General features: G+C 38.4%; 18 protein-coding genes. All 18 read right to left on the bottom strand.

Annotated elements, in window-relative coordinates; genetic code table 11:
* Nucleotides 1-21: 21 nt before the first annotated feature.
* The gene (gene tssA / locus ABN256_RS08010) at nt 22-1,644 is read right to left on the bottom strand and encodes a type VI secretion system protein TssA (protein WP_196553938.1); all 1,623 of its coding nucleotides are present in this window, start codon (nt 1,642-1,644) and stop codon (nt 22-24) included.
* A gap of 45 nt (nt 1,645-1,689) precedes the next feature.
* Nucleotides 1,690-5,046, bottom strand: coding sequence for an ImcF-related family protein (locus tag ABN256_RS08005; RefSeq protein WP_349439337.1), 3,357 nt, complete (start codon nt 5,044-5,046; stop codon nt 1,690-1,692).
* On the bottom strand, nt 5,033-6,166 hold the full coding sequence (locus ABN256_RS08000; protein WP_197268923.1) for a KPHS_23130 family T6SS system protein: 1,134 nt from the start codon (nt 6,164-6,166) through the stop codon (nt 5,033-5,035). Before ABN256_RS08000 ends, ABN256_RS08005 begins: the two co-directional genes overlap by 14 nt.
* A gap of 59 nt (nt 6,167-6,225) precedes the next feature.
* Nucleotides 6,226-8,580, bottom strand: a complete 2,355-nt coding sequence (locus ABN256_RS07995; protein WP_349439336.1) for a T6SS phospholipase effector Tle1-like catalytic domain-containing protein — start codon at nt 8,578-8,580, stop codon at nt 6,226-6,228.
* Nucleotides 8,565-9,116, bottom strand: coding sequence for a Tli1a family immunity protein (tli1a, locus tag ABN256_RS07990; RefSeq protein ID WP_349439335.1), 552 nt, complete (start codon nt 9,114-9,116; stop codon nt 8,565-8,567). The genes ABN256_RS07995 and tli1a (ABN256_RS07990) overlap by 16 nt, the downstream gene beginning before the upstream one ends.
* Nucleotides 9,101-9,646 (bottom strand): Tli1a family immunity protein, encoded by a 546-nt coding sequence (gene tli1a, locus ABN256_RS07985; RefSeq protein ID WP_349439334.1) that lies wholly within the window; start codon nt 9,644-9,646, stop codon nt 9,101-9,103. Before tli1a (ABN256_RS07985) ends, tli1a (ABN256_RS07990) begins: the two co-directional genes overlap by 16 nt.
* The gene (gene tli1a, locus ABN256_RS07980) at nt 9,631-10,155 is read right to left on the bottom strand and encodes a Tli1a family immunity protein (RefSeq protein ID WP_349439333.1); all 525 of its coding nucleotides are present in this window, start codon (nt 10,153-10,155) and stop codon (nt 9,631-9,633) included. Before tli1a (ABN256_RS07980) ends, tli1a (ABN256_RS07985) begins: the two co-directional genes overlap by 16 nt.
* 50 nt (nt 10,156-10,205) lie before the next feature.
* Nucleotides 10,206-10,463 carry a PAAR domain-containing protein gene (locus tag ABN256_RS07975; protein WP_349439332.1) on the bottom strand — a complete coding sequence of 86 codons (258 nt, stop codon included), beginning with the start codon at nt 10,461-10,463 and terminating at the stop codon, nt 10,206-10,208.
* Nucleotides 10,464-10,511: 48 nt separating this feature from the next.
* Nucleotides 10,512-11,294 carry a toxin Tle1 chaperone Tla1 gene (gene tla1, locus ABN256_RS07970; protein ID WP_196553946.1) on the bottom strand — a complete coding sequence of 261 codons (783 nt, stop codon included), beginning with the start codon at nt 11,292-11,294 and terminating at the stop codon, nt 10,512-10,514.
* On the bottom strand, nt 11,287-13,686 hold the full coding sequence (locus ABN256_RS07965; protein WP_349439331.1) for a type VI secretion system Vgr family protein: 2,400 nt from the start codon (nt 13,684-13,686) through the stop codon (nt 11,287-11,289). The genes tla1 and ABN256_RS07965 overlap by 8 nt, the downstream gene beginning before the upstream one ends.
* A gap of 108 nt (nt 13,687-13,794) precedes the next feature.
* Nucleotides 13,795-16,467 carry a T6SS phospholipase effector Tle1-like catalytic domain-containing protein gene (locus ABN256_RS07960; protein WP_349439330.1) on the bottom strand — a complete coding sequence of 891 codons (2,673 nt, stop codon included), beginning with the start codon at nt 16,465-16,467 and terminating at the stop codon, nt 13,795-13,797.
* On the bottom strand, nt 16,452-16,919 hold the full coding sequence (tli1a, locus tag ABN256_RS07955; protein WP_349439329.1) for a Tli1a family immunity protein: 468 nt from the start codon (nt 16,917-16,919) through the stop codon (nt 16,452-16,454). The genes ABN256_RS07960 and tli1a (ABN256_RS07955) overlap by 16 nt, the downstream gene beginning before the upstream one ends.
* Before the next feature lie 47 nt (nt 16,920-16,966).
* A complete protein-coding gene (gene tli1a, locus ABN256_RS07950) occupies nt 16,967-17,497 on the bottom strand; it encodes a Tli1a family immunity protein (protein ID WP_349439328.1) in 531 nt (176 codons plus the stop codon).
* 36 nt (nt 17,498-17,533) lie between these two features.
* Nucleotides 17,534-20,206 carry a type VI secretion system ATPase TssH gene (tssH, locus tag ABN256_RS07945; protein ID WP_349439327.1) on the bottom strand — a complete coding sequence of 891 codons (2,673 nt, stop codon included), beginning with the start codon at nt 20,204-20,206 and terminating at the stop codon, nt 17,534-17,536.
* A 358-nt stretch (nt 20,207-20,564) separates the two neighbouring features.
* Nucleotides 20,565-21,056 (bottom strand): Hcp family type VI secretion system effector, encoded by a 492-nt coding sequence (locus ABN256_RS07940; protein WP_023583757.1) that lies wholly within the window; start codon nt 21,054-21,056, stop codon nt 20,565-20,567.
* Between the two features lie 22 nt (nt 21,057-21,078).
* Nucleotides 21,079-22,797, bottom strand: a complete 1,719-nt coding sequence (locus ABN256_RS07935) for an OmpA family protein (protein WP_349439326.1) — start codon at nt 22,795-22,797, stop codon at nt 21,079-21,081.
* Nucleotides 22,797-23,465 (bottom strand): type VI secretion system protein TssL, short form, encoded by a 669-nt coding sequence (tssL, locus tag ABN256_RS07930; protein ID WP_349439325.1) that lies wholly within the window; start codon nt 23,463-23,465, stop codon nt 22,797-22,799. Before tssL ends, ABN256_RS07935 begins: the two co-directional genes overlap by 1 nt.
* Nucleotides 23,462-24,799: a type VI secretion system baseplate subunit TssK gene (tssK, locus tag ABN256_RS07925; protein WP_196553955.1), complete on the bottom strand. Its 1,338-nt coding sequence runs from the start codon at nt 24,797-24,799 to the stop codon at nt 23,462-23,464. The genes tssL and tssK overlap by 4 nt, the downstream gene beginning before the upstream one ends.
* Nucleotides 24,800-24,807 lie beyond the last annotated feature (8 nt).

Below are 24,807 nucleotides of genomic sequence, written 5' to 3'. Positions count from 1 at the left end.
CTTGATTTGTTGAGTAAAATATTAAGAATATAAAATTGAAGAGCGTACAGGATCGATAGCCGTTAATTCACTGAGTAACAGTTCCATTTGTTGTTCAATGCGGTTTTTATCTGAAGTATTACGTTGAATTTTGGCTCTATAAAGGTGGAGTTGTCGTGCTTTTACTTCAAAAATATAGTTAGGCTCCCATTGTGTTAATGGCATCGAAAGTGCTTTTTTATCGAGTTCTCGTAATAAATTTAATGCCAGATCCTGGCGAGCAAATTGTTCTGCTACTCTTGCCATAACGAGGCTTAATAGCCATTTTTGTCTTGGTGTGTTGATATCAGGACGATGTTGTAGCCATTTTAAGGCAATCTCAATGCCTTCATTGTCTGCTTGAGTCATGGCTTCAGGCTCTAGTGCCAATATAGGCTCATCTTCGGATTGGTGAGATGATGAACACGATAAGCCCTGTATGGCATCAAAATTCTCTTCCATAACATGCTGTTTTATCCAACTTAAGGTTACTTCATCAGCAAAGGGAGTTCCATCTTCCCATGACAGTTTTTCTAAATCAGGGAGGCGAGTAAGAAATTGTTTTAAATCGTTTTTTATAACATCAGACCATGCATTCCAAGGAGCAGGAGATTTGCTGAGTGCTTGATATAAATACCATTGCACATCTAACCAAAAATGGTTAACACCTTCAGCAAAAAGCTTGTCAGCTTGTTCTGCAAGTTCTCCCCAACTTTGTTGTAAATAGAGGCGTTTAAGTTGGGCTCTTGCATCCGTTCTTGGGGGGGAAAGGCGAGTGCAACCTTGCTGATCTTGTGGTGGAAGTTGATGAAGCGTATCCCATCTCACTACTTTCATTAATCTATGTCCTGCTAACCAGCCACTAGGTTGATTTCGTAAGTAGTTAGCAAGCACTTTGGATTGATCTAATAATTCGCGACCTGATTGTATTGTTTCTATTGGCGTACTTTGTGATAAAGAAGAGGGCGTTGAAGACGAGTTATAAGAGGATTCATTTCTGCTGATATTTTGTGGTACTAATGAGCTTGTGCCACCAGACTGAGCAAGGCGTTTTTCGAGTGCTTGATGTAATCCAGCAAGTTGAGGTCGTTCAGCTTCATTCCATGTTGTAAGTTCTGTTTCAATTATCGCTAATAGCGCGATAATACGAGAAAATTCATTATGATCGACTTCGGGATAAAGCGATAAGCTATCTAAAACACGTTGTCCTGATAACCACTCTAAGGCAGATTTTCTACTGGTGGCTCGGCTAGGTAATAACGTATCGTGATAGCGAGTGAGCAATCCAGCCAAAAGTCCCAACGAATCCGCAAATCCATGTTCACCTTCTTTGTGCAAGCGAGCCCAAATATAATAAGTTACAACGCGCACATCTTTACAGGCGTTGAGCAGTAAATTTTCAGCAAGTAAGCAAATTAGTTCAGTATCGGCACCAGAGAGTTTATTGACTTCTTCTTTCATGCGTTCAAAGTCATCTTCATAGCAGGGATCATCACCTACAGGTTGATTAGGCGTAATGGGTAATAGCCAACGATCCCATAAAGCGATTTGTTGTTGAGCAAGTTGTTGCACTTTGTTTGTATCATCAGCAAAGCATGATGAAATTAAGGTATCCAATAAGGACATAGTGAGCATATTTCCTTTTAAGATAGTCGGGAATGTGATTTTTATTTAATCCAAAAAGATCTTTTCGGGTAAAACAAAATTGCGTAGTTGCAATAGCGCGATGGGGCCATCGCCCATTTCTGTCCTTAAAGTGTAGTTGAGGGATTGCCCATTTAAGGTTTTCCAACTGACAGAGTAACTACTGGTGCTGCCGGCATAAGGGGCTATATTGGCATCTTCCAATAAACGAATAATGCCCCAGACGCCACGATAATCGCCATAAATACGTGTACCTGTATTGGTGGTGATCCAACTGAGTGATGCACCTGAGGCGACAGTATCCGCTGGCCAAACGAAGCGTTGCCATTGCGGTTGTTGGTTATCATAGATAAGGGACTGTTTATCTATCATTAAGTGGGTTTGCATTATATTGGGTGATGTACCCGGACGTAATTCAAAATAAAGGCGCGCTTCACCATTCGCAAAAACCACATCCCCTAAATAGCTTAATTTATCTAAGGCTTTTAAGAACTCAGGGTTAAAGGTTAAGCCTTGGGCATTGGTGGTATCGGGTACCCAGTGCGTTCCTTCTTTATGTAAAACACCGTTAAGATGGGTTTCAAGGAAGCGTTGAATACGGCCATTATCAGGGCGTAGATATTGCGCCATTAAAGGTAATGAGATTTCACTTTGTGTATTTTTGAGGGGATAACGCCCCCCAAATGCCCTATTCCAATCATTCACAACGGCATTTCGCCATTGGGTATTGATACCTTGTGAGGTCGGCGCTAATAACTGTTGCCATGCCTGAGACAGGGGTTGTACAAGCAGTGTTTGCCCAAAGCCACTCCATTCTTGCCCAAAGCTTGCTGCGATTAAGCTGCCATAATCTTGTGTTTCGGATAAATCGACCGTTTTCCCTTCAAAAACACTTCGGGCTAAGGCTTGAGACATCGCTTGGGGATCGGGCGCATTCACTACTTGCTGGAGTTTTAAGCGCACTCGCGTTACACGTGTGAGATAGGCTTGTAAGCTCAATGTATCGCTGTTTTGTGCGGAAGATTGCGGATCAGTAAAAGCCAGTATTGGTGCAAAAACAGGCTCAAGTGGCCCTGTGAATTCCGCCTTTTGACTAATAACTGGTTGCTGTTCTTTGTTTAATAGATCTTTGGCAGAATTCACAAAAGAGTCTGCTAGCTTTTCTTGCTGACGACCGGTTTTACCTTGATAAGAGAGTGTATTCATTAAGGCAATAATGGGGGATTGTCTGACATCACTCATTAATGTGAGTTGATCAATCGTATCGGAGAGGCTTTGTGTTTCTCGCCACTGTAAGCCATTGAGAAAGCTTAACCAACTGCCCGAAAAATCATTAAAATAGCGCTCGGTGAGATTTTGTTGCAGTTTTTCCGGTGAGATATCAATACCCGTCTCTTTTTGTGTGTCACTTAATACCCAATCTATTTCTTCTCGTCTTTCATAAACGGCTTTTTTAATCGCCGGCTCAATAGAGTCTTCCCACGCTTTACGGGTAAAAATACCGGGTATAGTTTCTGTTGAGCTTAATAAGAAACTGACATCGGTATCCCCCGTCATATCATCCAAGGTCATATCCGCAAAGTTGTGTTGTGCTTGTTGTAAGATTTTTTGGTAAAGCGCAGACTCGCCATTACGTTGACCAATTTGACGAATAAGAATAGTACGGCTTCCGGCAACTAAAGTGCGATTAGGCTTGATTTTCCACTCATCGTGATACGGTAACTGAGAAGCATAGAAAGTGAATAGTTCTGTGCCTAATGTTTGCCATTCACCGTCTTTTAATCCGTGATATTCAGGCCAGATATTCAATGCACTTTCAGTGAAGAAAGCCGGATCAATACGGGACGGATCACTCATCATCAAATAGGCTTTCAGTGTTTGATAAGCAGATTGAGCGCCTTCAATTCGTTCAGCACTTTCAGGAGGGAGCTGCATAAATGCGTGAAGATAATTTTCGAGACGTTGTTGGGTCGAATCACGTAATAATGGCAACATTGCTTGGCTATAAACCGGCCATAAATGACTGAGCAATTGATTGTTGCTACTTAAGCCAAAGCGTAACCAAAATGGCACCGCAGTCTGTTCTCTATAACTCAATAACCCCAAGGTTTGTTGTAAGCCATATTGTGCCTGCAAACGGGCAAATTCAGATTGATGATTGTCTGTTGCCAACTGCGCTTGTTGGTGGCTTTGGGTAATTAATTGGCGATTCATAAAGTAAGAGACCACCATACCAATGCCCCACAGCGTCATGGCGGTTGCAACGGTATATTGCAAAATACGTTTTGAATTTAAACCTAACGGCGAGGCTTTTAACGGATAGGGCAGCTGTGAATTTGCCGTGAGGAGTGCTTTCCAATGGTGATTTAAAATCCATTGATTATTTTGTGATGAAGTTGCAGACACGTTATTGTAAGTGGGTGTACTAAAGAGCATGCCAGCAAACGGTAACGAGCGATAACCAGATAAAAGTGGCGCCAAGTTATTGGCGAGTTTTTCACCGCCTTCATGCTGTAAAAAGCGGGCTAAAGCCAATAAATAAGTGTGTGCTTGATTGTGTAATACAGCGAGTGTGCCTTGCTCAATAAGAGCAGGTAACAGCTTATTCATATCGTTTGAGAGTATTTCTGAAGTGGCATTTAATGGTGCAGAGTAAAGTACTGTTGGTGCCTCTTCCGTGGTCATATCTCCATTATTACTGATATTCCAAAGCCAAATAGGCGCTTGCCAGCGTAATTGACGAAAGAGCTGGTGGAAATAACGGCTTGCGGTGTCTGTATTGGCTGGGTTTAAGTGATTAAATAAAGAATGACCCAACGGTTGTTGCGATAAGCTGTTCTCAGAGACCCAAATAACCGCATCAAGCGGACGACGTCGGCGCAGTTGTTTTAAATCTTGAATTAAATTTTCATCCATACTTTGATTAATATCGCCCCCATAGATAAGTAACGTGCCGTTGTTTTCTTGCCAGATGTCCGTTGTTAGATTGGGAGTGAGTTTTTCGACAGAAAGGGGCGTGCCGATAAGGAGTATGCGTATTAAATTTTTTGAATTACGATGACCATATTGTTTAAATATATCATCAATAAATGAATTATTTTTTTTGTTTATTTCTGGTAATGTTTTTGTATTATATAAGAAAGGTTTACTGAGTAATGGAATAACTTTCTTCCATCCATAAATAAAAAATGGAAAAGCTAATAATAAAGCTATCCAACTGGAAAAAGTAAAAAATATAATTTCTTTAGGGGAGTAATCTGTTTCTAAGATCTTATTACCAAAAAGATAATAAAGTATACTTAATGTAAAAAGGGATATTGTAAGAATAACAGTATAAATAATAAATAAATCCCGAGTTGAAGAAAGCTTATCATTGATTTTCATCTTTATGAATAACCCCTGCTATATATTGATCGTTATAATATCCTGAAATCCATCCACAGCTACTAATGTCGTTATTCATACAATGTAGAACAGAAAATGAAATAGCTAAAAATGGTGATGAGCAACTACTGTTACCAAAGTAATCTTGTACGATATTATCGGCTGAATAGAGTTGTGTTGATAAAAAAGAATAAGATGCTTGAGTATCAATCGATATATTTACTTCTGGTGAGTTTTCTATCCCTGAATATTTCATTATTTGAGATGCTAACTCATTAGTGTTTTCATTATTTGATACTTCACAACGATGTAAATAGTAAGCATCTTTATTTGGAAATATTGTCCATAAAAAACCGGTTTCAGCCAATCTACCTGTATTGATGTCATCAAAAATATTAGAACCACCAACAAGATTATAATACTTAGCTTTATAGTGAAGATAATAATTATCAATAATGGTATCTAATGTGTTTACTGAGTCAATAAATATAGTTTTTAGTGGTGGTAAAATATGGTGACTTTTTAGATGCTCAATAAATTCATTTAGGCTGGATTGACTTCCTTTCCAATAAATATTATCGATTTTAATATTGTCTATGTTGTTTTCTTCTCCATTTATAAAATGATCTGCTAGTAATTTAGCCATCATTTCTTCTCTATTTTTTTTATTTCCGATAAGTGCAGAGCAAGGAATGCGCTCTTGACCATCTTCTATTATAGGAAGTGGTGAAACAGGTCTAATTTTTAAAACTTGATGCCATTTATGTTGATTCTCACCAAGAGAGCCGATAATAATTGCGTCTTTTATGGGGATTGAAGCACTATGGTATAACCACCATTTTTTATTATCATCATCGAATTGTTTTTTAAATAAGTTATTGTTGTGATTATTTAATGTTTTTAAAAAAAGATAAAGTAAAAATAAAAATGATGAAACAAAAATGGGAATGAAAATGCTGGATATTAAAATAAAATATTTATTTTCTACTTTACTGTTTGATGAAATAACATTGGTAAAAAATAAAGATAAACCAATAAGGATAAGCATCCATTTTAATAACTTTTTCCAATTTATTGGTTTATCTTGTGAAAATTCAGGGTAACGCGGAGGGTATCTCACGAAAAATCTCCTGATTTTTTAAAGACCGAATTTAAATAAATAGGATTGTTAATAATAATTTAAGCAATCTGTAAGATTTTTTTTGTATCAATAACTTGAGTCAAACTATTAATAACACCTTGTGTTTGCTCAATAACTGATTGGGCTACAGCAATTGATTGTACAGGCCCTGCATTTTTAGTCGGTTTAACATCCTCTGGATTAATAGGTAATGCTAATCCAGTTACCGCATTTACCACTTCATATTCCATTGACATAACGCCTAATGTGCCGGCAAAAGCACCTAATGCATTTTTAATATTCTTTTGTTTAACTACATACGCCATACCGCCAATAAATGTGGCAACACCAATGATTTTTCCGGCAATTGCAACAGGGGATAAAAATTTATTAGTTTCGCTACCTGCATAGATCATTCTATAACTAAAATAACTTGCCCAAGGTTCTCTAGATTGTAATGCATCATGCATAAACCAAGCTCGAGAATCATGAAATTGATTATCAAATAAATCTCTTGTTAATAATTCATCAGGATCAGGCGTATTGTTTTCTTTAAATAGAGGAAACCCTTCACCTTTTTGATAAATATCATCACCACTTTTTTTCATATAAAAATATTCAGTTTTTTCATCATCAGTATTTAATAAGCACATTATATTATTTAATAAATTATCGACAGAAAACTGTTTCCAATTTCGAATTTCTCTTCGCCCATTATAATAGTCAGCTTTAAACTCTTCAGCTGCTTCTCTTAATTGTGTTTTACCTAGCATGGGTTCATAAATACGAGGCCCTACAAGATCTCCTAGTGAAAGGGTGTCTGTACCATTTTTTATTTTTTCGTTTTGTGCTTTTTTTATATCACCTTTAGTAGTTTCCCATGTTTCTTTATCTTCTTTGATCTGTTCAGTTTTATGTTGTAATGCATTTTTATAAAAATCTTGATTAAAGAGATTCATATCGGCATATCTATCAATACGCCAAGCCGTCATCCATGCCATTTGTAATTCCACTATTTTTTCTAATGACATATTTGCACGGCAAGCATTGAATCTTCCTGAGAAATTGGTGGTAGAGACAGGTGGTAACCCTAAGGTGATTTTTCGCCAAGCATTAAAGCGTTGAATTAAGGTTGGGTTTATTTCAAATAAATTGAGAATTTCTGGTTCTACTGGTTCACTCATATTCTTTTTTGAAATTGTTAATGGAGATCGAACCGCTATATTAAGGGGGGAGCCAGCTTGAAATGCTGAAAGGTAGAGATCATGTAAGACGATTTGTGAAACTAACATGGAAGGATCTTCAAATGCCTTACCCTGATCACCGACCAAATATCCCCCTCCAATATCAGAGTGAACACCAGGGTAAACCACTTCTTCAATATCAGATATTTTAGGATAATAACCATGTTTGTTATCTTTATTATCCCAAACATAAGGACGCCTTATTGTGTCTAATGGAAAACAAAAACGTTGTTCATGGGCAGAAATAAAATGACGACAACATTTAATAAAACGAGGAAATAGTCTTTCATTAGGGAGTTGTTGAGTGTCATTTGCCCAATCCATATGGCCCGAAAAGAAGGGCGCTAAGTGCACTATACCCACAGAGGGTACGGTATCTAAAATGCCGATAAATTCGACTTTTACGTCAATACCACATAATTGCTGAATAGGTTTATCTGCATCTTTTGGGGTATCAAATAATTGAGTCACCCAATTAACAAAGGTTCTTGCTTCCGCCGCACCACGAGAGAAACCATAAACATAAAGTTTAATCGCTAATGTTTTAGGTTTAAGTTGCAACCCTTCAATAATCTCTTTTTTATTAATTAAAGAATGGATAACGGCACGGCGACGCCCTTTACCACTAATAGGAAGGTATGTGGGGGTCGCCATATCGTTTAAATGTGTTCTACATTCAGATATATTTAATCTCTTATTGCCAGAAGCTACGCTTAATGTATTGGCTAGCATTAATAAAGCCCAGTTAATACGATTCTCACCACCTGTTGCAAATATTAACCCCGTATTAGTGAAATTATATTCTGCTATTTCAGGAAAGGCTGTGCCGACACCAGGCATATAATATTTAAAATATTCTCTTTCTTTTTTATTAGGATTGTTTTCATCTTCATTGGTGGCTTCAAATAATCGAGTAATATTGGTGGCTGTTTTAGGCTTAGCCTTCATATCTTTATCTCGATTATTATTGGTGCCATCAAAAAAGAAACTGATATGTAAATTACGACAGCAGTTATTTTTTACGCCAGCAAGGCTGGAATTATGATTTCGTTTCTCTTCTTCTCGTATTTTATAATTATTCTCTATTTGTTGTTGCGTTAGTTCTAGTCGCCCATCATCTGGGAAATGATTAGGCACCCAAACTGGATCTGCTTTTATTTCTTCGAACATACGGCTGGCTCCTTCATATTATGAGGCTCATTAATTGGGTATTCAGGATCACCATAGCTATAGCAAGAGGTGGTAATTTTCACCTCATTACAAGGTAAAAAGTGGACATCGACACCACACACTTCTTTATCATATTGTGGAATAGGCACCCAGGCTTCGTGGCTTGAGGTATTATCGTGTAGCTTTTGCTTCCACTGACGATAGGCTTCTACTTCGTTAAAGTTAGGTGCCGGGAAGGGTAAATTATTTTTATCTACTTTATTCCATTGAATATGTGCGATTAAATTAGGGTGCCATTTTTCAGGGATCATTACACAGCAGACGGTGCCACCAATACTACCGTAACCTTCATTGATCGAAAAACCAGTGATACTGTATTGAGTGTGGTTATAGCCTTGAAGCCCTGCTCCTAACATCGGGTTTTGGGGTTTCGTACCCCAAGAGCCGGTATTGGCGCAACCAGAAAGGAAAAAAGAGATAATTAAGAGTGAGACAAGCTTGGGGAAAATTCGCCAAAAGGTTATTTTTGGGGACATACGGCGGGCTCCTTCATTTTCATTGGTTCAGTGATTGGGTATTCAGGATCGTGATAGCTATAACAGGACGTGGTAATTTTCACTTCGTCACAAGGTAAAAAATGGACTTTAACACTACAAGGTTCGTCATATTGCGGAATAGGCACCCAAGCTTCGTGGGTCGAGGTATTATCGCGGAGTTGTTGTTTCCAGCGTTTATAGGCTTCGACTTGACTAAATTTAGGTGCTGGTGGGAATTTTGTGGTATCGACCTTTTTCCATTGAATATGTGCGATTAAATTAGGGCGCCATTTTTCGGGGAGCATCACACAACAGACCGTGCCGCCAATACTGCCGTAACCTTCATTAATTGAAAAACCTGAAATTTCAAATTGAGTGTGGTTATAGCCTTGAAGCCCGGTCCCTAACATCGGGTTTTTCGGTTTTGCCCCCCAAGAGCCCGCATTGGCGCAACCAGAAAGGAAAAAAGAGATAATTAAGAGTGAGACAAGCTTGGGGAAAATTCGCCAAAAGGTTATTTTTGGGGACATACGGCGGGCTCCTTCAAATTATGAGGCTCATTAATCGGGTATTCAGGATGGCCATATCCTTTGCAAGACGTGGTGATTTTGACTTCGTCGCAAGGCAAAAAATGGACTTTAACGCTACATGGTTCGTCATATTGCGGGATCGGCACCCAGGCTTCGTGATAAGTCGTATAACGGTCTAATTCTTTTTCCCAGCGGTTATAGGCTTCGACTTGGCTAAATTTAGGTGCTGGTGGGAATTTTGTGGTATCGACCTTTTTCCATTGAATATGTGCGATTAAATTAGGGCGCCATTTTTCGGGGAGCATCACACAACAGACCGTGCCGCCAATACTGCCGTAACCTTCATTAATTGAAAAACCTGAAATTTCAAATTGAGTGTGGTTATAGCCTTGAAGCCCGGCCCCTAACATCGGGTTTTTCGGTTTTGCCCCCCAAGAGCCCGCATTGGCGCAACCAGAAAGGAAAAAGGAATAGGCTAGAATTAATAATATTAGTTTTAATTTAATCATATTACCTACTTTATTTATTATAAAATAATGATGAAATATAAATAATTAGTTTATGATTTAATATTTATATCAGAAAGGGAACTTACTAAAGTACAGCCACAAGCGCAATGATGTCCATCTAATGCAATTGCTTTTTTATTTATTATTGAGTTTGTTGCTCCTTCAATAATTTTATTTTTACCATGTTTATTACAAATAACAGTATCACCAATACAAGCGACAGGTTTCCCATATGCTAAGTATCTTCCGGTCATCACTTTTCCACCATAAGGATTTAAGGTATCTCCAACTCTAATTATTTTTTTCATTTTATGTTCTATCTAAGTATGAATTTAAAAAATAGTAATATGAATAATTTAATTATTAAAAGAGTGTTTGCGAATATATTCCTCTGTAGTGCCTAAGTAATCGCTGTTATTAGCTTGAATAGCAAGGTGATATAAGCGATTAAAGTTTTCTTCTTGAGTTATTGATGTGTTATTAAATTCAGAATATGACCTTAGTTCTTCAGCATCACTAATACAGCCAATTTTATTAATTTGTTCATCGTTAAATTGTATTATTGAAAAAGACTTATCCTCAATTTCTGGGTGATAGCTACCTAATAACCAACTCATATCATTATCTCTATCTAGCCAGCCCCAAATAAATGTAATATCAGTAAATCTTTTTTGTTGTTCAGGGGTAAGAATATCTTTTATTAATGTTGGAAATACTCGTGTATCATAAAAACGAAGTAAACAAGATTTAAATCCCCATTCTACTTCTGCAAGAGAAAGTAAAAAAGTAGATAACATATTAAATGAAAGAGGGGATGATGTTATTAATAATCTAGGCTCTGAATAAAGTAATTCAAACAACGCTTCTAACAAAATTAAGTGTGTACTTTTATTCCACTCAATACGAATAAGCAGGGGGGCTTGTTCCAAAAAACCTTCTTCTGGCATATTAGTGAAAAGAGAAAACCATCTAATGTCATTATCCATTTTTATTAACGCTGGAACAATAGGGTTCTCTATCCCCGCTTGATCAATAATAATATCAATATAATCTAGATGCGTTTTTTCTGAGATCAATTTTAATTGATTTATCCACTGCGTTGTTATTTCTTTTGAGGGGGCTTGCAATGTATTATTCACGAATGGCGACTCCCATAGCATTTTCTTGTGCTTTCTTTAAACACTCTTTACAAACAGATTGAGGAAGGTCAGGCAATGGAAAATCTTCACTCGCCGGCTCACTCCAAATGTGTTGTCCTTTTAGACTTAATCGGCTTGGTGAGTGGATTTCAATTTGCCCATCAGGCATTATTTTTATATATCCACCGCCACAACCTAAAGTAATTCCATTTTTAGCAGTTAATTGAATATGACCTTGAGTTGATTGAACGGTAATATCTTTAAGTGCTGTCGCTTCAAAGATATCGCCATGCGATTCTAATTCAAAAGGCCCTTTTCCTGAGACAATGCGTATTCCTTCTTTTTGAGATAGCATCGAAATTTTTTTATAAGCATTGACAGCTATATTCTCTGTACTAGATAAGTGCATTTCACCTTTCGTTTGAGCATAGAGTGCTTCAACACTTTGCATAAGTAATGTTTCATTGGTAACAATGCCTATTCCTTCTGGTGCATGCATTAGAATAGAAGGGGATGCTAGTTTATCTGTATTTTTTAAAAGATTATCTAACTCTTCTTTTTCTGGTTGGAGATTGTGGTGTGCTTGAGTAATTTCTCTGCAATCATCTAGTTGACTTATTGCACCTTTTATTAACGATATTGCAGGTTCCATTGCCAGCACTTCACCACCGGCTTTGGTTTGATTATCTGCACTAATAAATAATCCTTTACCCGCTCTTATTGCTCCCCAACTATCAGTGCGTAATTCAAAGCCTTCGCCACGTTTATCACGATTGGCATCAACAATATGCCCTAAGTTTAACTGAGATTTGCCCCCGTATTCAGTGCTGATTTTGATATGTTCTTGCCCGCGTTTATCTTCCATACGTAGCTTATTATTAGCCGGAGTACGAATAACATTACGAGTGTTATTTCTATCCGTTACATGATCGGGATGGCGTGAATCATGTAATGCATGGGCGATATAAGGTCTATCAGGATCGCCTTCATGAAAGGCGATAGCCACTTCTGTGCCTTGAATTAACGGAAAATGCATCCCATAGGTATCGCCGGCATAAGGTTTTGCCAAACGTACTGGCATACTTTCATAGCCCATCGGTTTTTCATCACGATCGGCATCAAATTTTACCCAATAAAAGCCGTCTTCATTTTGGTGTGCGTAAATATCGTTATCTTTAGCACTAGTAATACGTGCAGTCAGTGTGCCTGTAATCATGGGGCGGGGTTTAACAATAGGGCGCCAACAAAGTGTTTCACTATAAGGAATAGCATTAAATCGTACTTGTAGTGCTTTTTCTCGACCACCACTAAAGCGTACGCGGGTAATTAAAATCGGTGACTGAAACACAGACGGCAACGATGAAGGTATTGTGCTGTCAGTGATGGAAAGCACTTGTAGCGGTGATAAAAAATCCGCATTACTTTCGCCTTTTAAGCGCGTTTGACGAGTTAGAAAACGTTCATGATCAAGCCGTGCCCAAAAGTTTGCGGTTTCGGCTTCTGGTGTGATTTTATCACCACGAGTAAGGTGTCTTGCTTGGTAATGATAAACTTCACCATAATGAATATCATCCCCTTCACCACGGGTCATATCCGTTACTGCTGAAATCAAGGTGTCTTGTGATTGGCGGTGGTTATAGTCTTTGGTGAATACATTTTGTTCAACTACTTGATGATGTAATGATAATCCCCATACGCTTTCTTGGTGATTATCATTCATACCTGATGGGCTGTTTAAAGGCAGAGTTTTATCAAAGGTATAAGCACTTTGGCGATCAGCAAAACGGATCACTTCGGTTTGTGTTTGGTCTTGTAAATAGAACGAATAAAAAATACCGACTTCACTTAATAGTCGTTCTATAAATTGGCGATCACTTTCATTGTATTGGTTGATTTGCTCACGCTTGGGATATTCATTTTTAAGTGTAAATTCAAACTCCCAATCTTTGAAATTATGCTCACGTAAAATTTGGCTGACAACATCGGGCACCGACTGGTTGAGGAAGAAACGATGTGTACGGATTTGATGGCGTAATAATGCAAAAACAGGCTCAATCACGAGTTGATAACGCGCTTCATCAACCGAACCTGATAGACGCCGAAATTGGGTGACAACACCATGAACTTGCTTGGTGATGGGTTCTTGTGTAGCTAAATCAGTCAGGCTATTTAACGGTGGTGTAAAAGATAGCGTTGCACTACGGCGCAACAGTTGTTGCGGTTGTAAATCCTGAGCTTGGCAAGTAAACATTATTTGATAATGATAGGTATCACTTATTGCTTCGCGTCCGGTGAAGTGTTCTACATCAAATAAAATATCACAACCTTGTACATTAAGATGATAGCGATTTTGTCCATTAAGTAGAGTCTGAGCTGTTTTTTTCAAGTTCATAGCTGAGTTATATAAACATATCCCGTCTGTTTATTATGAACAAACTTTCTATGTTTATCCTTTTGAAAGAGTTTTAATTGATATAATAACGTTTAATAATTGTAGATATTATTTTTCAATGATTACTTGTAAATCTTGCATAGTATTATTTAATTCTTCTTTTTTTTGTTTCTTAATAAGCTCTGATATTTGATCAGCTAAATAATATGTTGGAGGGGGAAGTTGAGCCATATCTATAGGAATTTCTTTTCCTGTCGATAAATCTAAAAATATAATTCCGTATAAAGGTTTATATGCTATGCCTAGTAATTTTATTGTATCTAAATAATTAGATGTTTCTTCAGGTTGCATAATTAATTGCATAGATTTATTTGATCTATGGCCAAAGTAGATCATTCTTGATAAAAAGTAACTACTAAAAGGCTCTCGAAGTCCACTCTCTGAGTGCATAAACCATGCACGAGAATCATGTATTTGATCATCAAGTAAACTAATAACATTTTTAAGGTCTATGTCTTGAGTTATTTTTCTCATCGATAAAGACATTATTTTTTTAAATATGGTACTGCTCATAGCTTTTAAACTTAAATACTCTTGCCTTTCATCTTGAGTTGTAGCTATGTAAACAAGCTTATCAGCAGATTGAAATGCTTTTAGTAAATTTGCTTTTGATATAACATCAGGTGGAAAAGTAACTTCAGGATTATTTTTACAGTTTTCTAATTGTGTTTGATATATTGATGATCCTTCACCATGTACTTTTTTAAACCATTGTGCTTCTTGTTGACATTCTATTTTTGATTTTTGGTTTATTTTTATTAGTGGTGTAGGTCTGGATATTCCTTTTAAATCTTCTAGTTCAAATTTAAATTCTAAAGATGCCTCCCATAATTGCCCTCTGGCATTTGTTGCATCAAAAAGTGGTGGTCCCATATTTTTATCGCTTGGTTTCCAATTGGAAAGGTCGGTTATTTCTTTTTTTTCCTCGTTTCTTATTGATGCTTTTTCAGCAATATCCTGTATTTTTTTCTCATATTCTAATGCTAATGTGGTAGTTGCTTGTTTTGAAAATTCAGCTTCATAAGGTTGAGCTAAAATATCAGAATGTTGTGGTGCATTTTTAAAAAATGATTGATGCGTTAAATTAATTTCGTCACTTTGTTCTGTACCATAGCGACCAATTCTCCACGCTGTGATTAAAATAAGCTGAATTTCCATCGCATATTCTAAAGTACTCGCCGCAAAACGCGGAGGCATAAAACATGAGGTATTATCAGTCGTATTATGTGATAAGGCAGATTGTTCAGGTAGAGTATAGGTTCGCCAAGAGTTAAATTTATCTACTAAATCTTCTGATATTGCAAATTCATCGAGTAACTCATCACCCATAACTAAAAAAGAATATTCTTTTTTTATGTTAGGAACTAGATCAATACTCTTTGAGGAAAAAAGTAATGGTGCTCCAGCATCGATTGCTGCTGCATACATATCATGTAATGTAATTTGTGATAATAATTCTTTATGCTGGTTTCTTGCTTTACCTTGGTCGCCGGCTGGATAACCTCCACCAATATCAGAGTGTACTCCTGGGTAAATAACTTCAACAGAATTAGGGGGATAATGACCTTCGGGTGTCCGAATTGAGTCAACAGTAAAACATTGTCTTTGTTCATGGGCAGCAACAAGATGGCAAATATTTTTGACAAGTGATGACTTTGGCAACTGCTGTGTACCACTTGCCCAACCATTATGCCCTGTAGCGCCAGGGACAACATTAGCTAATCCCACTGCGGCAACAGTGTCAAATAAACCTAAAAATTCAACGGAAACAGGTAAACTATAAATGGTTCCCAAAGGACACGGTTTTTTCCATGCGTGGGGTAATTCTTCAAAATGATAATTTAAAAATTGATTAAGCCAGTAAACAAAAGTGCGTGCTTCTGCTGCACCTCGAGAAAATCCATAAGCATAGATTTTTAAAGCGACAATATGCGGTTTTACTTTAGATATTTTCCATTTTAAAGGCTTAAGAAAATCGTTTAACGGTTTGACGGGATTATAGGTTTTATTGAATTTACTGTATGCGGATCCAACGATTAACCCTAAGATCCCCATAGTAGCAGCTCCTGCAGTGCCATAAAAAGCATCAGTAGAGTCTAGATCGGTATTTGTCATTGATTCAAAATTTAAATCTGTACTCATTTCTTTAAGTAAGGCTCGTTTATCTGATAAAGAGAGCCCATCACCTGTTACTGCATGATAAATGGCATCACAAACTTGAATTAATCCCCAACTTATTCTGGCTTCACCACCGGTTGCAAAAATTAACCCATCGGAATAATACTCATCTGTACCAATATCTGGGAAAGGGGTACCAACACCAGAAATATAATAACTATAAAAACCTTGATTCTTAACTTCATTCTTTTCAGGAGAAGAGGCATGATAAAGCTTAGCAACATTAGAGGGATGAGGCGGAATTGATGCTTCAGTATCATTATAATTGTTATTATTTGTGCCATCAAAAAACAAACTTACGTGTAAAGTTTTACAACATAGTGCTTTTTTTTGTTTTTTAGCGTTTTGATAATATTCTATTTCTTTATTCGTTAGTTTTTCATGATTAGTACTGATTTGTTCTTTTGTGAGCGCTAGGCGTCCTTTTTTAGGAAATAGAGGTGGAGCCCAACAAGGATCACCTTGGGATCTTATGGTTGAAATAGCTTTAGTGGCTTCGGTTTCTATCGTTTCAATAAAGATGGAGTTTACTTGCTTGGACATATTTCTGGCTCCTCCATTTTTGTTGGAACCGAAATAGGATAATTAGGATGCCCCGGAGAATAACAAGACAAGGTGATCCGAACTTCTTGGCAGGGAAGAAAATGCACTTTGACATCACAGGGGTCGTCATATTCAGGGATTTCTACCATTTTGCTATAACGACGATAATTGGCTTCATGTAACCTCATATAGTCATCGTAAGTAGGATCATTAAACTCAGGAATATCACCGGGGTAAGCATCAGGATCGACTTCCCATTCCACGTTGACCCATTGATTCGGCGTCCACTTGGCGGGCACAACAATGCAACAGGTTCCGCCCCCGCCTTTGCCATAATAGCCATTGACTTTAAACCAGTTAACGGAGGTGCCTTTGACATGGTTAAAGCCGTGTAAATTTCCAGCTAGGTAGTCATCTTGTGGTTTTTTTTGGGGGAAAAACAGTGAACTCACGACGATAATGGCCAGAATAGCCCCAACGACAATAACTTTTTTACGGGTTAATTTTTCGAGCATACTGCAGGCTCCTCCATATCATCAGGTTCATTGACAGGGTAGTCAGGGTGCCCCCATGATTTACAAGACAAGGTGATCCGAACTTCTTGGCAGGGAAGAAAATGCACTTTGACATCACAAGGGTCATCATATTCGGGGATTTCTACCATTTTGCTATAACGACGATAATTAGCCCTATGTTGTTTCATGTAGTCATCGTAAGTAGGATCATTAAACTCAGGAATATTACCTGAATAAGCATCAGGATCGACTTCCCATTCCACGTTGACCCATTGATTCGGTGTCCACTTGGCGGGCACAACAATGCAACAGGTTCCGCCCCCGCCTTTGCCATAATAGCCATTGACTTTAAACCAGTTAACGGAGGTGCCTTTGACATGGTTAAAGCCGTGTAAATTTCCAGCTAGGTAGTCATCTTGTGGTTTTTTTTGGGGGAAAAGCAGTGAGCTCACGACGATAATGGCCAGAATAGCCCCAACGACAATAACTTTTTTACGGGTTAATTTTATAGGCATGCTTAGATTTCCCTATTCCTTAATGATATGCATTAATCAATGCTGCAACTCATCACTAAAGCTCAGCGTTATTCCATCTTCATCGTTATAGCCCAAAATGACATACTGTGATTTCTCTGCATTGGCTTGGCGTAAAAGAAGTTGTTGGCTAAGAATAGGGAGTATTTGTTGATTAAGCAGACTATCGATATTTCGTGCACCGGTGTCTGGTAATAAACAGGCATCTACAATGGTGTCGTAGAGGGTTTCTTCAACAATTCCCGTTAATCGATAGTGAGTGTAAAGTCGCTTGATCACATTTTTTAATTTCATCTCAACAATAATACGTAGTGCTGTTGCATCAAGAGGACGGTAAATTAATGTTTGGAATCGAGCCAATAATGCGGGTTGAAAATGATCACGTAAAATAGGGCGAAGTGTTTCTTGTAAATCGCTATCGGTACTTAATGGTGACTCTTCCAGTTGTTGCATTAAATAATCACTGCCTAAATTTGCAGTCATTAAAATAACGGTATTTCGAAAATCAATTTCTCGCCCCTCACCATCACGCATAAAGCCTCTATCAAATACTTGATAGAAAAGATTGAGAACATCACGATGGGCTTTTTCAACTTCATCTAATAACACAATGCTATAAGGGCGTTTTCTTACAGCTTCAGTTAATACACCACCTTGACCATATCCCACATAACCCGGAGGTGACCCCTTTAATTGGCTGACAGTATGTGCTTCCTGATATTCAGACATATTGATAGTGATTAAAGACTTTTGACCACCAAATAAGCATTCGGCTAACGCAAGCGCAGTTTCTGTTTTACCGACACCACTTGGACCCACTAATAAAAATACGCCTTGAGGGCCATTTTCAGACACTAATCCTGTTCTGGATGCACGTAAACGTTGGGCTAACGCGAGTAAGGCACTGTCTTGACCAACGACATATTTTGATAAGTTACTTTCTAGCTCTAACAGGCCAATTTGTTCATCTTTAAGTAGGCTTGAAAGCGGAACGCCAGTCCAATCAGCAATAACAGTTGCTACAGTACGAACATCAACATCGGGATTTAATAATGGAGCGTCTTGTTGTAACTGAATAAGTTGTTGCTGAAGTTGTGCTGAAAGCTCTGCATTTTCAGGATCTCGACGACTTTCAATTAACTCATAGATAATCTTTTTTTCTTGTTCAAATCGTTGTTTTAATGTTTCGAGTTGAATAGCAAGCTGGGCATCTTGAGTAGATAAATCGGGTAGTTTGATTTGATTCGCTAAATTACCAATAGTGATATCATCAAAAATCGCTTTTTGTTCTAGTTCGAGTGCATGACGCTTGGCTTTAATGCGAGTGAGTTCTTCAGGTAAGGTATCTAAACTCATCCGAATACGCGCACTGGCAGTATCAAGTAAATCAACGGCTTTATCAGGAAGTTGGCGACCAGTTAAATAACGGCGAGATAAGGTGACGGCTGCTTTTACTGCATCATCGGTAATATGTACACCATGATATTTAGCATAACGGGATTTAAGTCCTCGTAACATTAAAAAAGCTTTTTCATCATCCGGCTCGTCAACTTTTACGATTTGGAAACGACGTTCTAATGCCGCATCACGTTCAAAATATTGTTTGTATTCTGACCAAGTGGTTGCTGCGATGGTACGTAATTCACCACGTGCTAATGCTGGTTTTAATAAATTAGCGGCATCGGCACCACCGGCTTGGTTACCTGCACCAATAATGGTATGAGCTTCATCGATAAAAAGCAGTATTGGCGTGGGTGATTGTTGAACGGCATCAATAACATTTTTTAGTCGTTGCTCAAATTCACCTTTTACGCCAGCTCCTGCTTGTAATAAACCTAAATCGAGGGTGCGTAATGAGGTGGTTTGTAAGCTGATAGGGACATTTTTTTCAGCAATACGTAATGCTAATCCTTCAACCAGTGCGGTTTTACCGACACCCGGTTCACCAACAAGAATAGGGTTGTTTTTACGCCGACGAGAGAGAATATCAACCATTTGGCGAATTTCGTCATCTCGACCAAATACGGGATCAATTTCACCAAGGCGCGCTTTTTCTGTTATATCAAGAGTGAATTTATTTAAGACAGCAAGAAGGGCATCACTTAATGTATCGCCAATAATGGCACTATCTGCTGTTGAAGATGTTGTGGTGGCTTCATTATTTGGCGCAAGCGGGGCTTTAGGTAAATGATTATAAGAAGCCAATTGCTGAATTTCTGGCCTTTCATCAGATTGAGCATCAAGTAGAGGTCTTAATCGTTGTAGTTGTGTCTCCCCCAATGTCATTAAAGGCCAGAGTGCATCAAGTTGAATTAATGCTGGCTGTTTTGTCATGGAATGCAAGAGATGTACACTGCGAATGTGTTCTATATCTTCATCAAGAGATGCAATAACCCAAGCATTTTTGATTAATTCTAGTAAGGGCTTGGATAATTGAGGTCGGCTATGTATAGAGCGAGGTAATTTATCAATTGCATCAAGTAAGCTTTGCCAAAGTGCCGTTAAATCCCATTCATAACGACGGGCTAATACAGTAATGTCACTTTCACCGAGTTCGAGAATTTTTAATAACCAGTGTTCAATAGTCACTTCTGCATGGGCACGGGTTTGGCATAATGAGGCCGCAGCTTCCAGCGCTTTTGCACAATAAGGATTTAAGCGACGTAATAGCATGACAGATTGATTTTCCATATTTTTTCCCAGTATTGAAGTTCCTATTGAGGGGGTTTAGGTACGCTACCGCCCTTAGCCATAGACCGAGGCTCATAAGGTCATTTCTTACTCGTCATATTTCGAGTTGTAGCGTTACTCGTCATATTTCAAGTTGTAGCGTTGTTGACTGCACTCACTCGCACTAGTCACATACTTATGTATGCTCCTAGTGACTCATTCATTTGTCGCCTAGCTACACCTTGAACTATTTAGACGTACTTTGAGCTATTCAGAGTATTGCTCGTCGTGCTTTGAATTATTTAGGGTGTAATTAGGTAATGGTGTTTTAATTTAAATGTTTTTAAAAACAGGCGGTTAACCGCCTGTTTTTTTAGTGTTACGCAGTAGCGCGTTCATTCCATGAATCTGAATGAATGATATTTCCGTCTTTGTAAGTCCAAGTGATTTTTTCGTAACGCAATTCAACTTCTTCAAGGTGATTGTGTTTCTCTTTGGTTGGATCTTTGATGTTGTGCATCTTAGGAGCCACTTTTACGACTTTGACGTTTTCAAGTGTGGTGTTGAAATATTCAACTTCTTGACCTGCGTCATCGATGCGATACCACTTAAATTCTGCCTTTTTCAAGGTTTGTCCCGTTGTAACTGCCTTGTACAAATACGGGCTAGAGGCATCGATTTCTTTAACGAAGATAAATGGAGTATGGATACGTGTACCGGTTAATTTGCCAGTATTGTTATCTGTTGGAATGTACAAGTTGTGATCTTGAGCGACGACTTCAATACTGCCTTCACGATCTTGAACATTCACAGAGCCTTTGATATCAGCATTACCGTCATCTTTTAACCAGAGGTATACAGGAATAGCCATAATTACATCTCCTTTCTAAGGTTTAGTTGCCACCATCCTTCAGTGGCGTAAGGTCATCAGCTAATACCTGACAAGCATCGGCTTGAGGTATCAGGCGAATTTCAACTCGACGATTACGGGCACGCCCGTCGAGTGTTGAGTTATCTGCAACAGGTTGATGTTGACCATATCCTTGCACTGCAAAGCAAGATGGTGCGATATCACTAGTTTTGATCATCCAGTCGCGTACAGCTTCAGCTCTTTTGAGCGAGAGTTTTTGGTTTAAATCAGAGTTACCGGTATTGTCGGTATATCCTGAAATGACAATTAACCAACCCGGCTTCGCTTTGATATTGATAAGTGCATCAACAAGGACTTTGGTGGCTTCATTTTTTAATTCATATTGACCAGAAGCAAAGAGAGTAAGGCTATCTAAAGTCACCATTTCAGGGACTTCTTGTACGATAATGGGAGCTGGTGGTAGTGGTGGGGACCATGAACTGAGTAAAGCATGCAAGTAAGGCAGTATATTATTACCTTGGTATAATGCTAAAGAGTAGCGAGCAGGAATACCTTCTCGTTGCCAATGGGAGAGAAAAGCTGCATCTGAAAGTAACTGTTTATAAGCTACTTTTTTAGGCTCTAAGTTTTCATCGGTAAGACTTTTAAAGTGATGAATATCATTACCTATATCATAAATTAGCTGTTTGTTATGATGATAACTTCCTGATATTGCTCCAATAAGAAATAATCCACAGATCATGCCAACAACACCAAAGGTGGTTTCTATTTGCAGTAAGTTGACATCGTGGGTGAATTTATTAATCAGGAGATCAGGTAATGGCAATTCTTCACTTTGATTGGGTGCTTTAGTAATAGATGGGAATAATGTAGTTTTATGATGAATAAACTGAGCCCAGCAGCTATTTGAAACAGTGGATACAGTAGTGAATTGTATTGCCCAAGCTACAGGAATAAGGCTTGGAGCACCAGATTGAGCAACTGTAAGCAGGGGAATAAACGTATTTTTTAACCAAGCAAGTAATTGATCAATCCAGAGTGCCATAGTGAGTTGATGTTCAACGTGCTTAGTGTTTCGTGATAACCATTTTGAAATAGGCTGTGTTGCTAAGTTATCAGAAACAACGAGTAATTCTTGCTGATCTTTTAAATGAATGATCCATGGTGTAGTGTCATCAAGATGTGAGTTTAGATAATCAATGGGTGAATTAAGATAGAGAGTCACCCAAAATGGCAGTGATTTACCCGCTTTCTTATTACATTCATTAATAGCTCTACGCCAATTTAGTGTCTCTTGGGTAACTTCATCTATGTGTGATAGTTGTTCCGGTAAGAGAGAATATAACAGTGATAAACGGTTAAATTGAGTAGGAGAAACATCACTAATATGCTGAGTAATGTTAATCAAATCAATTGGTGATGACGCACAGATATACCAGCCTTTAGCTGTTTCTCGATAAGTTTGATTTTCTTCAAAAAGAGCTAGTGATTGACCACAAACAATAACAACATCACCTTGGTAATTTTCAGGAGGAAGTTGGTTTGTTTGAGTATCTTTAAGATAAGGTATGCTTTTTTGTTGTCGGAGAAACCAAATACATAAAGAGAGTGTGACGATACAAATAAATGCCGTCAGGAAAAAAGAGATCTCTTTACCAAAAGACCAAAATCCCCAAATTAACCATAATAGTAAGCTTGCTGAAAACAATGTAACACACTGTTTTATTCTATTTTTTTGCATCACTGTCCTTGAATTACCCATTGTTGAAGTAAATGTTCTAATGACACAGAAAAGCCCCACCACAATGCTGCAATCACGATAAATCCGCCTAACCACCCTAACCAATATAGGTGGCGACGATTCATTCGGTTTTTGGGTTTTATTACTAAAGGTAAATCACTTGATAGGGCATAAGTGGGAAGTTGGGTATTAAGTAACTCAATTATTTGCTCCCGCTCTGGAGCATCGGTTTGGCGATATTTGCCGACAAAACCAAGCGTAATAACACGATGAAAACAGATAAGCACATCATGATTTGGTGCAGGTTCATTTAATAGATTACGCAATCTATCCCAAAGTTTATCTCCTGCTTCTAACGTATTGAAATATTTGGCTTGTAATGGAGATTGTATCCACTGTAAGTAACCATCATCACGAGTGGTTCTATTCATCACGCTTTCATCAATTAAAGCACATTGTGCGTAGAGCATGTTTTCAATGGCGGATGGTGAGTAACCTTTTTCAGTAAGATTTTGGCGTGTTTTGTCAATATGTTCGCAAACGCGTCGGTAAAACGTTTTGCCATCGGAGATTTCGGCGCCTTGGCGTAACTGACATACCATTAACCAAGTATCAGCAAAAAGGCTATCAATAAGGTTATTTTTAATTGTTCTTGAATGAGTCATCATGAGCGAAGTACCGCAAAAAGTTCGAGTTGAATTTCACCTAATGTTCCTGGTACATAAAAGGCGCAATGACCTGAAGACAGCATGGCTTGGCCCGCTGAATTATTGAGTTCAAGAGCAAAATAGTGGTTTTCTAAACGTAGAGGGATAGCGGCAGGAACATGCGTTAATGGTTGTAATGGAATACCGTTAAGTGCCACGTTAACGACACTGGCAACATCGTCATTACTACCTGCTTTACAAAGCAATGGAAATTGAGTGATCAACAAGTGAGCAGGTAATGCAGAACGTACTGAAAGATAGAAATCAGCATCTTCGCGTAGGCGAGGATCATGCAACTCACCACGCCAGAATGGCCCTTCTTTATCAAGAGCAATACTAATTACGCGTGAAGGTAAACTCGCTTCTAACAGGGTATTAAGTAAGCCAAATAAAGGTGGAAAAACCTGTTCAGGGGATGAATGTTGATAAAGTGGAATATCGCCATTTTCATGATCAAGTGAAAATGTCAGTAGCGCCCCCGCTAAACGCACTAATTCACGATAAAGAAGCTCCGGGTGACGCCCCATTGATGATAGTAATTCACTTAATACAGGTTCCGCACTGTTAATTGCATTTAGTAGCCAAAAGAGTGACACATCAGCAACAGCAAAATCAGCCATTTGCTCATTATTTTCGCGGCGCATCGTCATTAAGCGACGACGTTTCGCTACTAAACGATGCATAAACTCTGAAAATAATGTAGTTAATTCAACGCTTGCATTACAACTGAGCAACGGGGGAATAAAGTGTTGATCGAGTTCCCATGCGCCTTGAGTGTTACGAATTAACCGAGCAACAGGGCAAGTCATATAGGCGCTGTTTTCTTCATGAGCATAGCGTAAAGTAATACTGTGGCGTAATACGGCAATATCCGTTTGTTCTTGACCAATTAAATCTTGGACTTTCATCCACTCCTGATAGAATTGTTGCGGTCTATCAGAGCGACCCTCTTGCATTAGATTGCCACCATTGGCTTGCAATAAAGGTAGAGCTAATACGATATCAAGTGTTTGATGTTGGGAATAATGGCTGAGTTCATTGACTGGCGGTAAATTATCAGCAAGTGTCGTATCGATCAGAGTTCCATCAGGAAAACGCACAATTAATTTTTGTGCGCTAAGGCGTGAAATAGTTAAAGCACTTTCATCAAATTCAGCACAAATCACGCCCCATGTTGATGCTATCGTCATATTGGCGATAGTGCTAATGAGATAGCTATCCCATCTTGCTTGTTGTTGAAATTGCTGAGGAGCCAAAAAGGCCCCATCACTCCAGAGGGGGCGGTATATTTTCATCCGTGCTT

The organism is Proteus sp. fly-1008, assembly GCF_040140305.1.
Classification (GTDB): Bacteria; Pseudomonadota; Gammaproteobacteria; order Enterobacterales; family Enterobacteriaceae; genus Proteus; species Proteus vulgaris_B.
This window is presented reverse-complemented; position numbering and strand designations above follow the sequence as displayed.

What these genes read in the sequence shown, in the direction of transcription:
- ABN256_RS08005 (WP_349439337.1), bottom strand. Translation starts at nt 5,046, where the DNA reads ATGAAAATCAATGATAAGCTTTCTTCAACTCGGGATTTATTTATTATT.
- ABN256_RS07965 (WP_349439331.1), bottom strand. Translation starts at nt 13,686, where the DNA reads ATGAACTTGAAAAAAACAGCTCAGACTCTACTTAATGGACAAAATCGC.
- ABN256_RS07960 (WP_349439330.1), bottom strand. Translation starts at nt 16,467, where the DNA reads ATGTCCAAGCAAGTAAACTCCATCTTTATTGAAACGATAGAAACCGAA.
- tssH (WP_349439327.1), bottom strand. Translation starts at nt 20,206, where the DNA reads ATGGAAAATCAATCTGTCATGCTATTACGTCGCTTAAATCCTTATTGT.
- tli1a (WP_349439334.1), bottom strand. Translation starts at nt 9,646, where the DNA reads ATGTCCCCAAAAATAACCTTTTGGCGAATTTTCCCCAAGCTTGTCTCA.
- tssL (WP_349439325.1), bottom strand. Translation starts at nt 23,465, where the DNA reads ATGATGACTCATTCAAGAACAATTAAAAATAACCTTATTGATAGCCTT.
- tssK (WP_196553955.1), bottom strand. Translation starts at nt 24,799, where the DNA reads ATGAAAATATACCGCCCCCTCTGGAGTGATGGGGCCTTTTTGGCTCCT.
- tssA (WP_196553938.1), bottom strand. Translation starts at nt 1,644, where the DNA reads ATGTCCTTATTGGATACCTTAATTTCATCATGCTTTGCTGATGATACA.
- ABN256_RS07940 (WP_023583757.1), bottom strand. Translation starts at nt 21,056, where the DNA reads ATGGCTATTCCTGTATACCTCTGGTTAAAAGATGACGGTAATGCTGAT.
- ABN256_RS07975 (WP_349439332.1), bottom strand. Translation starts at nt 10,463, where the DNA reads ATGAAAAAAATAATTAGAGTTGGAGATACCTTAAATCCTTATGGTGGA.
- tli1a (WP_349439333.1), bottom strand. Translation starts at nt 10,155, where the DNA reads ATGATTAAATTAAAACTAATATTATTAATTCTAGCCTATTCCTTTTTC.
- ABN256_RS07935 (WP_349439326.1), bottom strand. Translation starts at nt 22,797, where the DNA reads ATGCAAAAAAATAGAATAAAACAGTGTGTTACATTGTTTTCAGCAAGC.
- tli1a (WP_349439335.1), bottom strand. Translation starts at nt 9,116, where the DNA reads ATGTCCCCAAAAATAACCTTTTGGCGAATTTTCCCCAAGCTTGTCTCA.
- ABN256_RS07995 (WP_349439336.1), bottom strand. Translation starts at nt 8,580, where the DNA reads ATGTTCGAAGAAATAAAAGCAGATCCAGTTTGGGTGCCTAATCATTTC.
- tli1a (WP_349439328.1), bottom strand. Translation starts at nt 17,497, where the DNA reads ATGCCTATAAAATTAACCCGTAAAAAAGTTATTGTCGTTGGGGCTATT.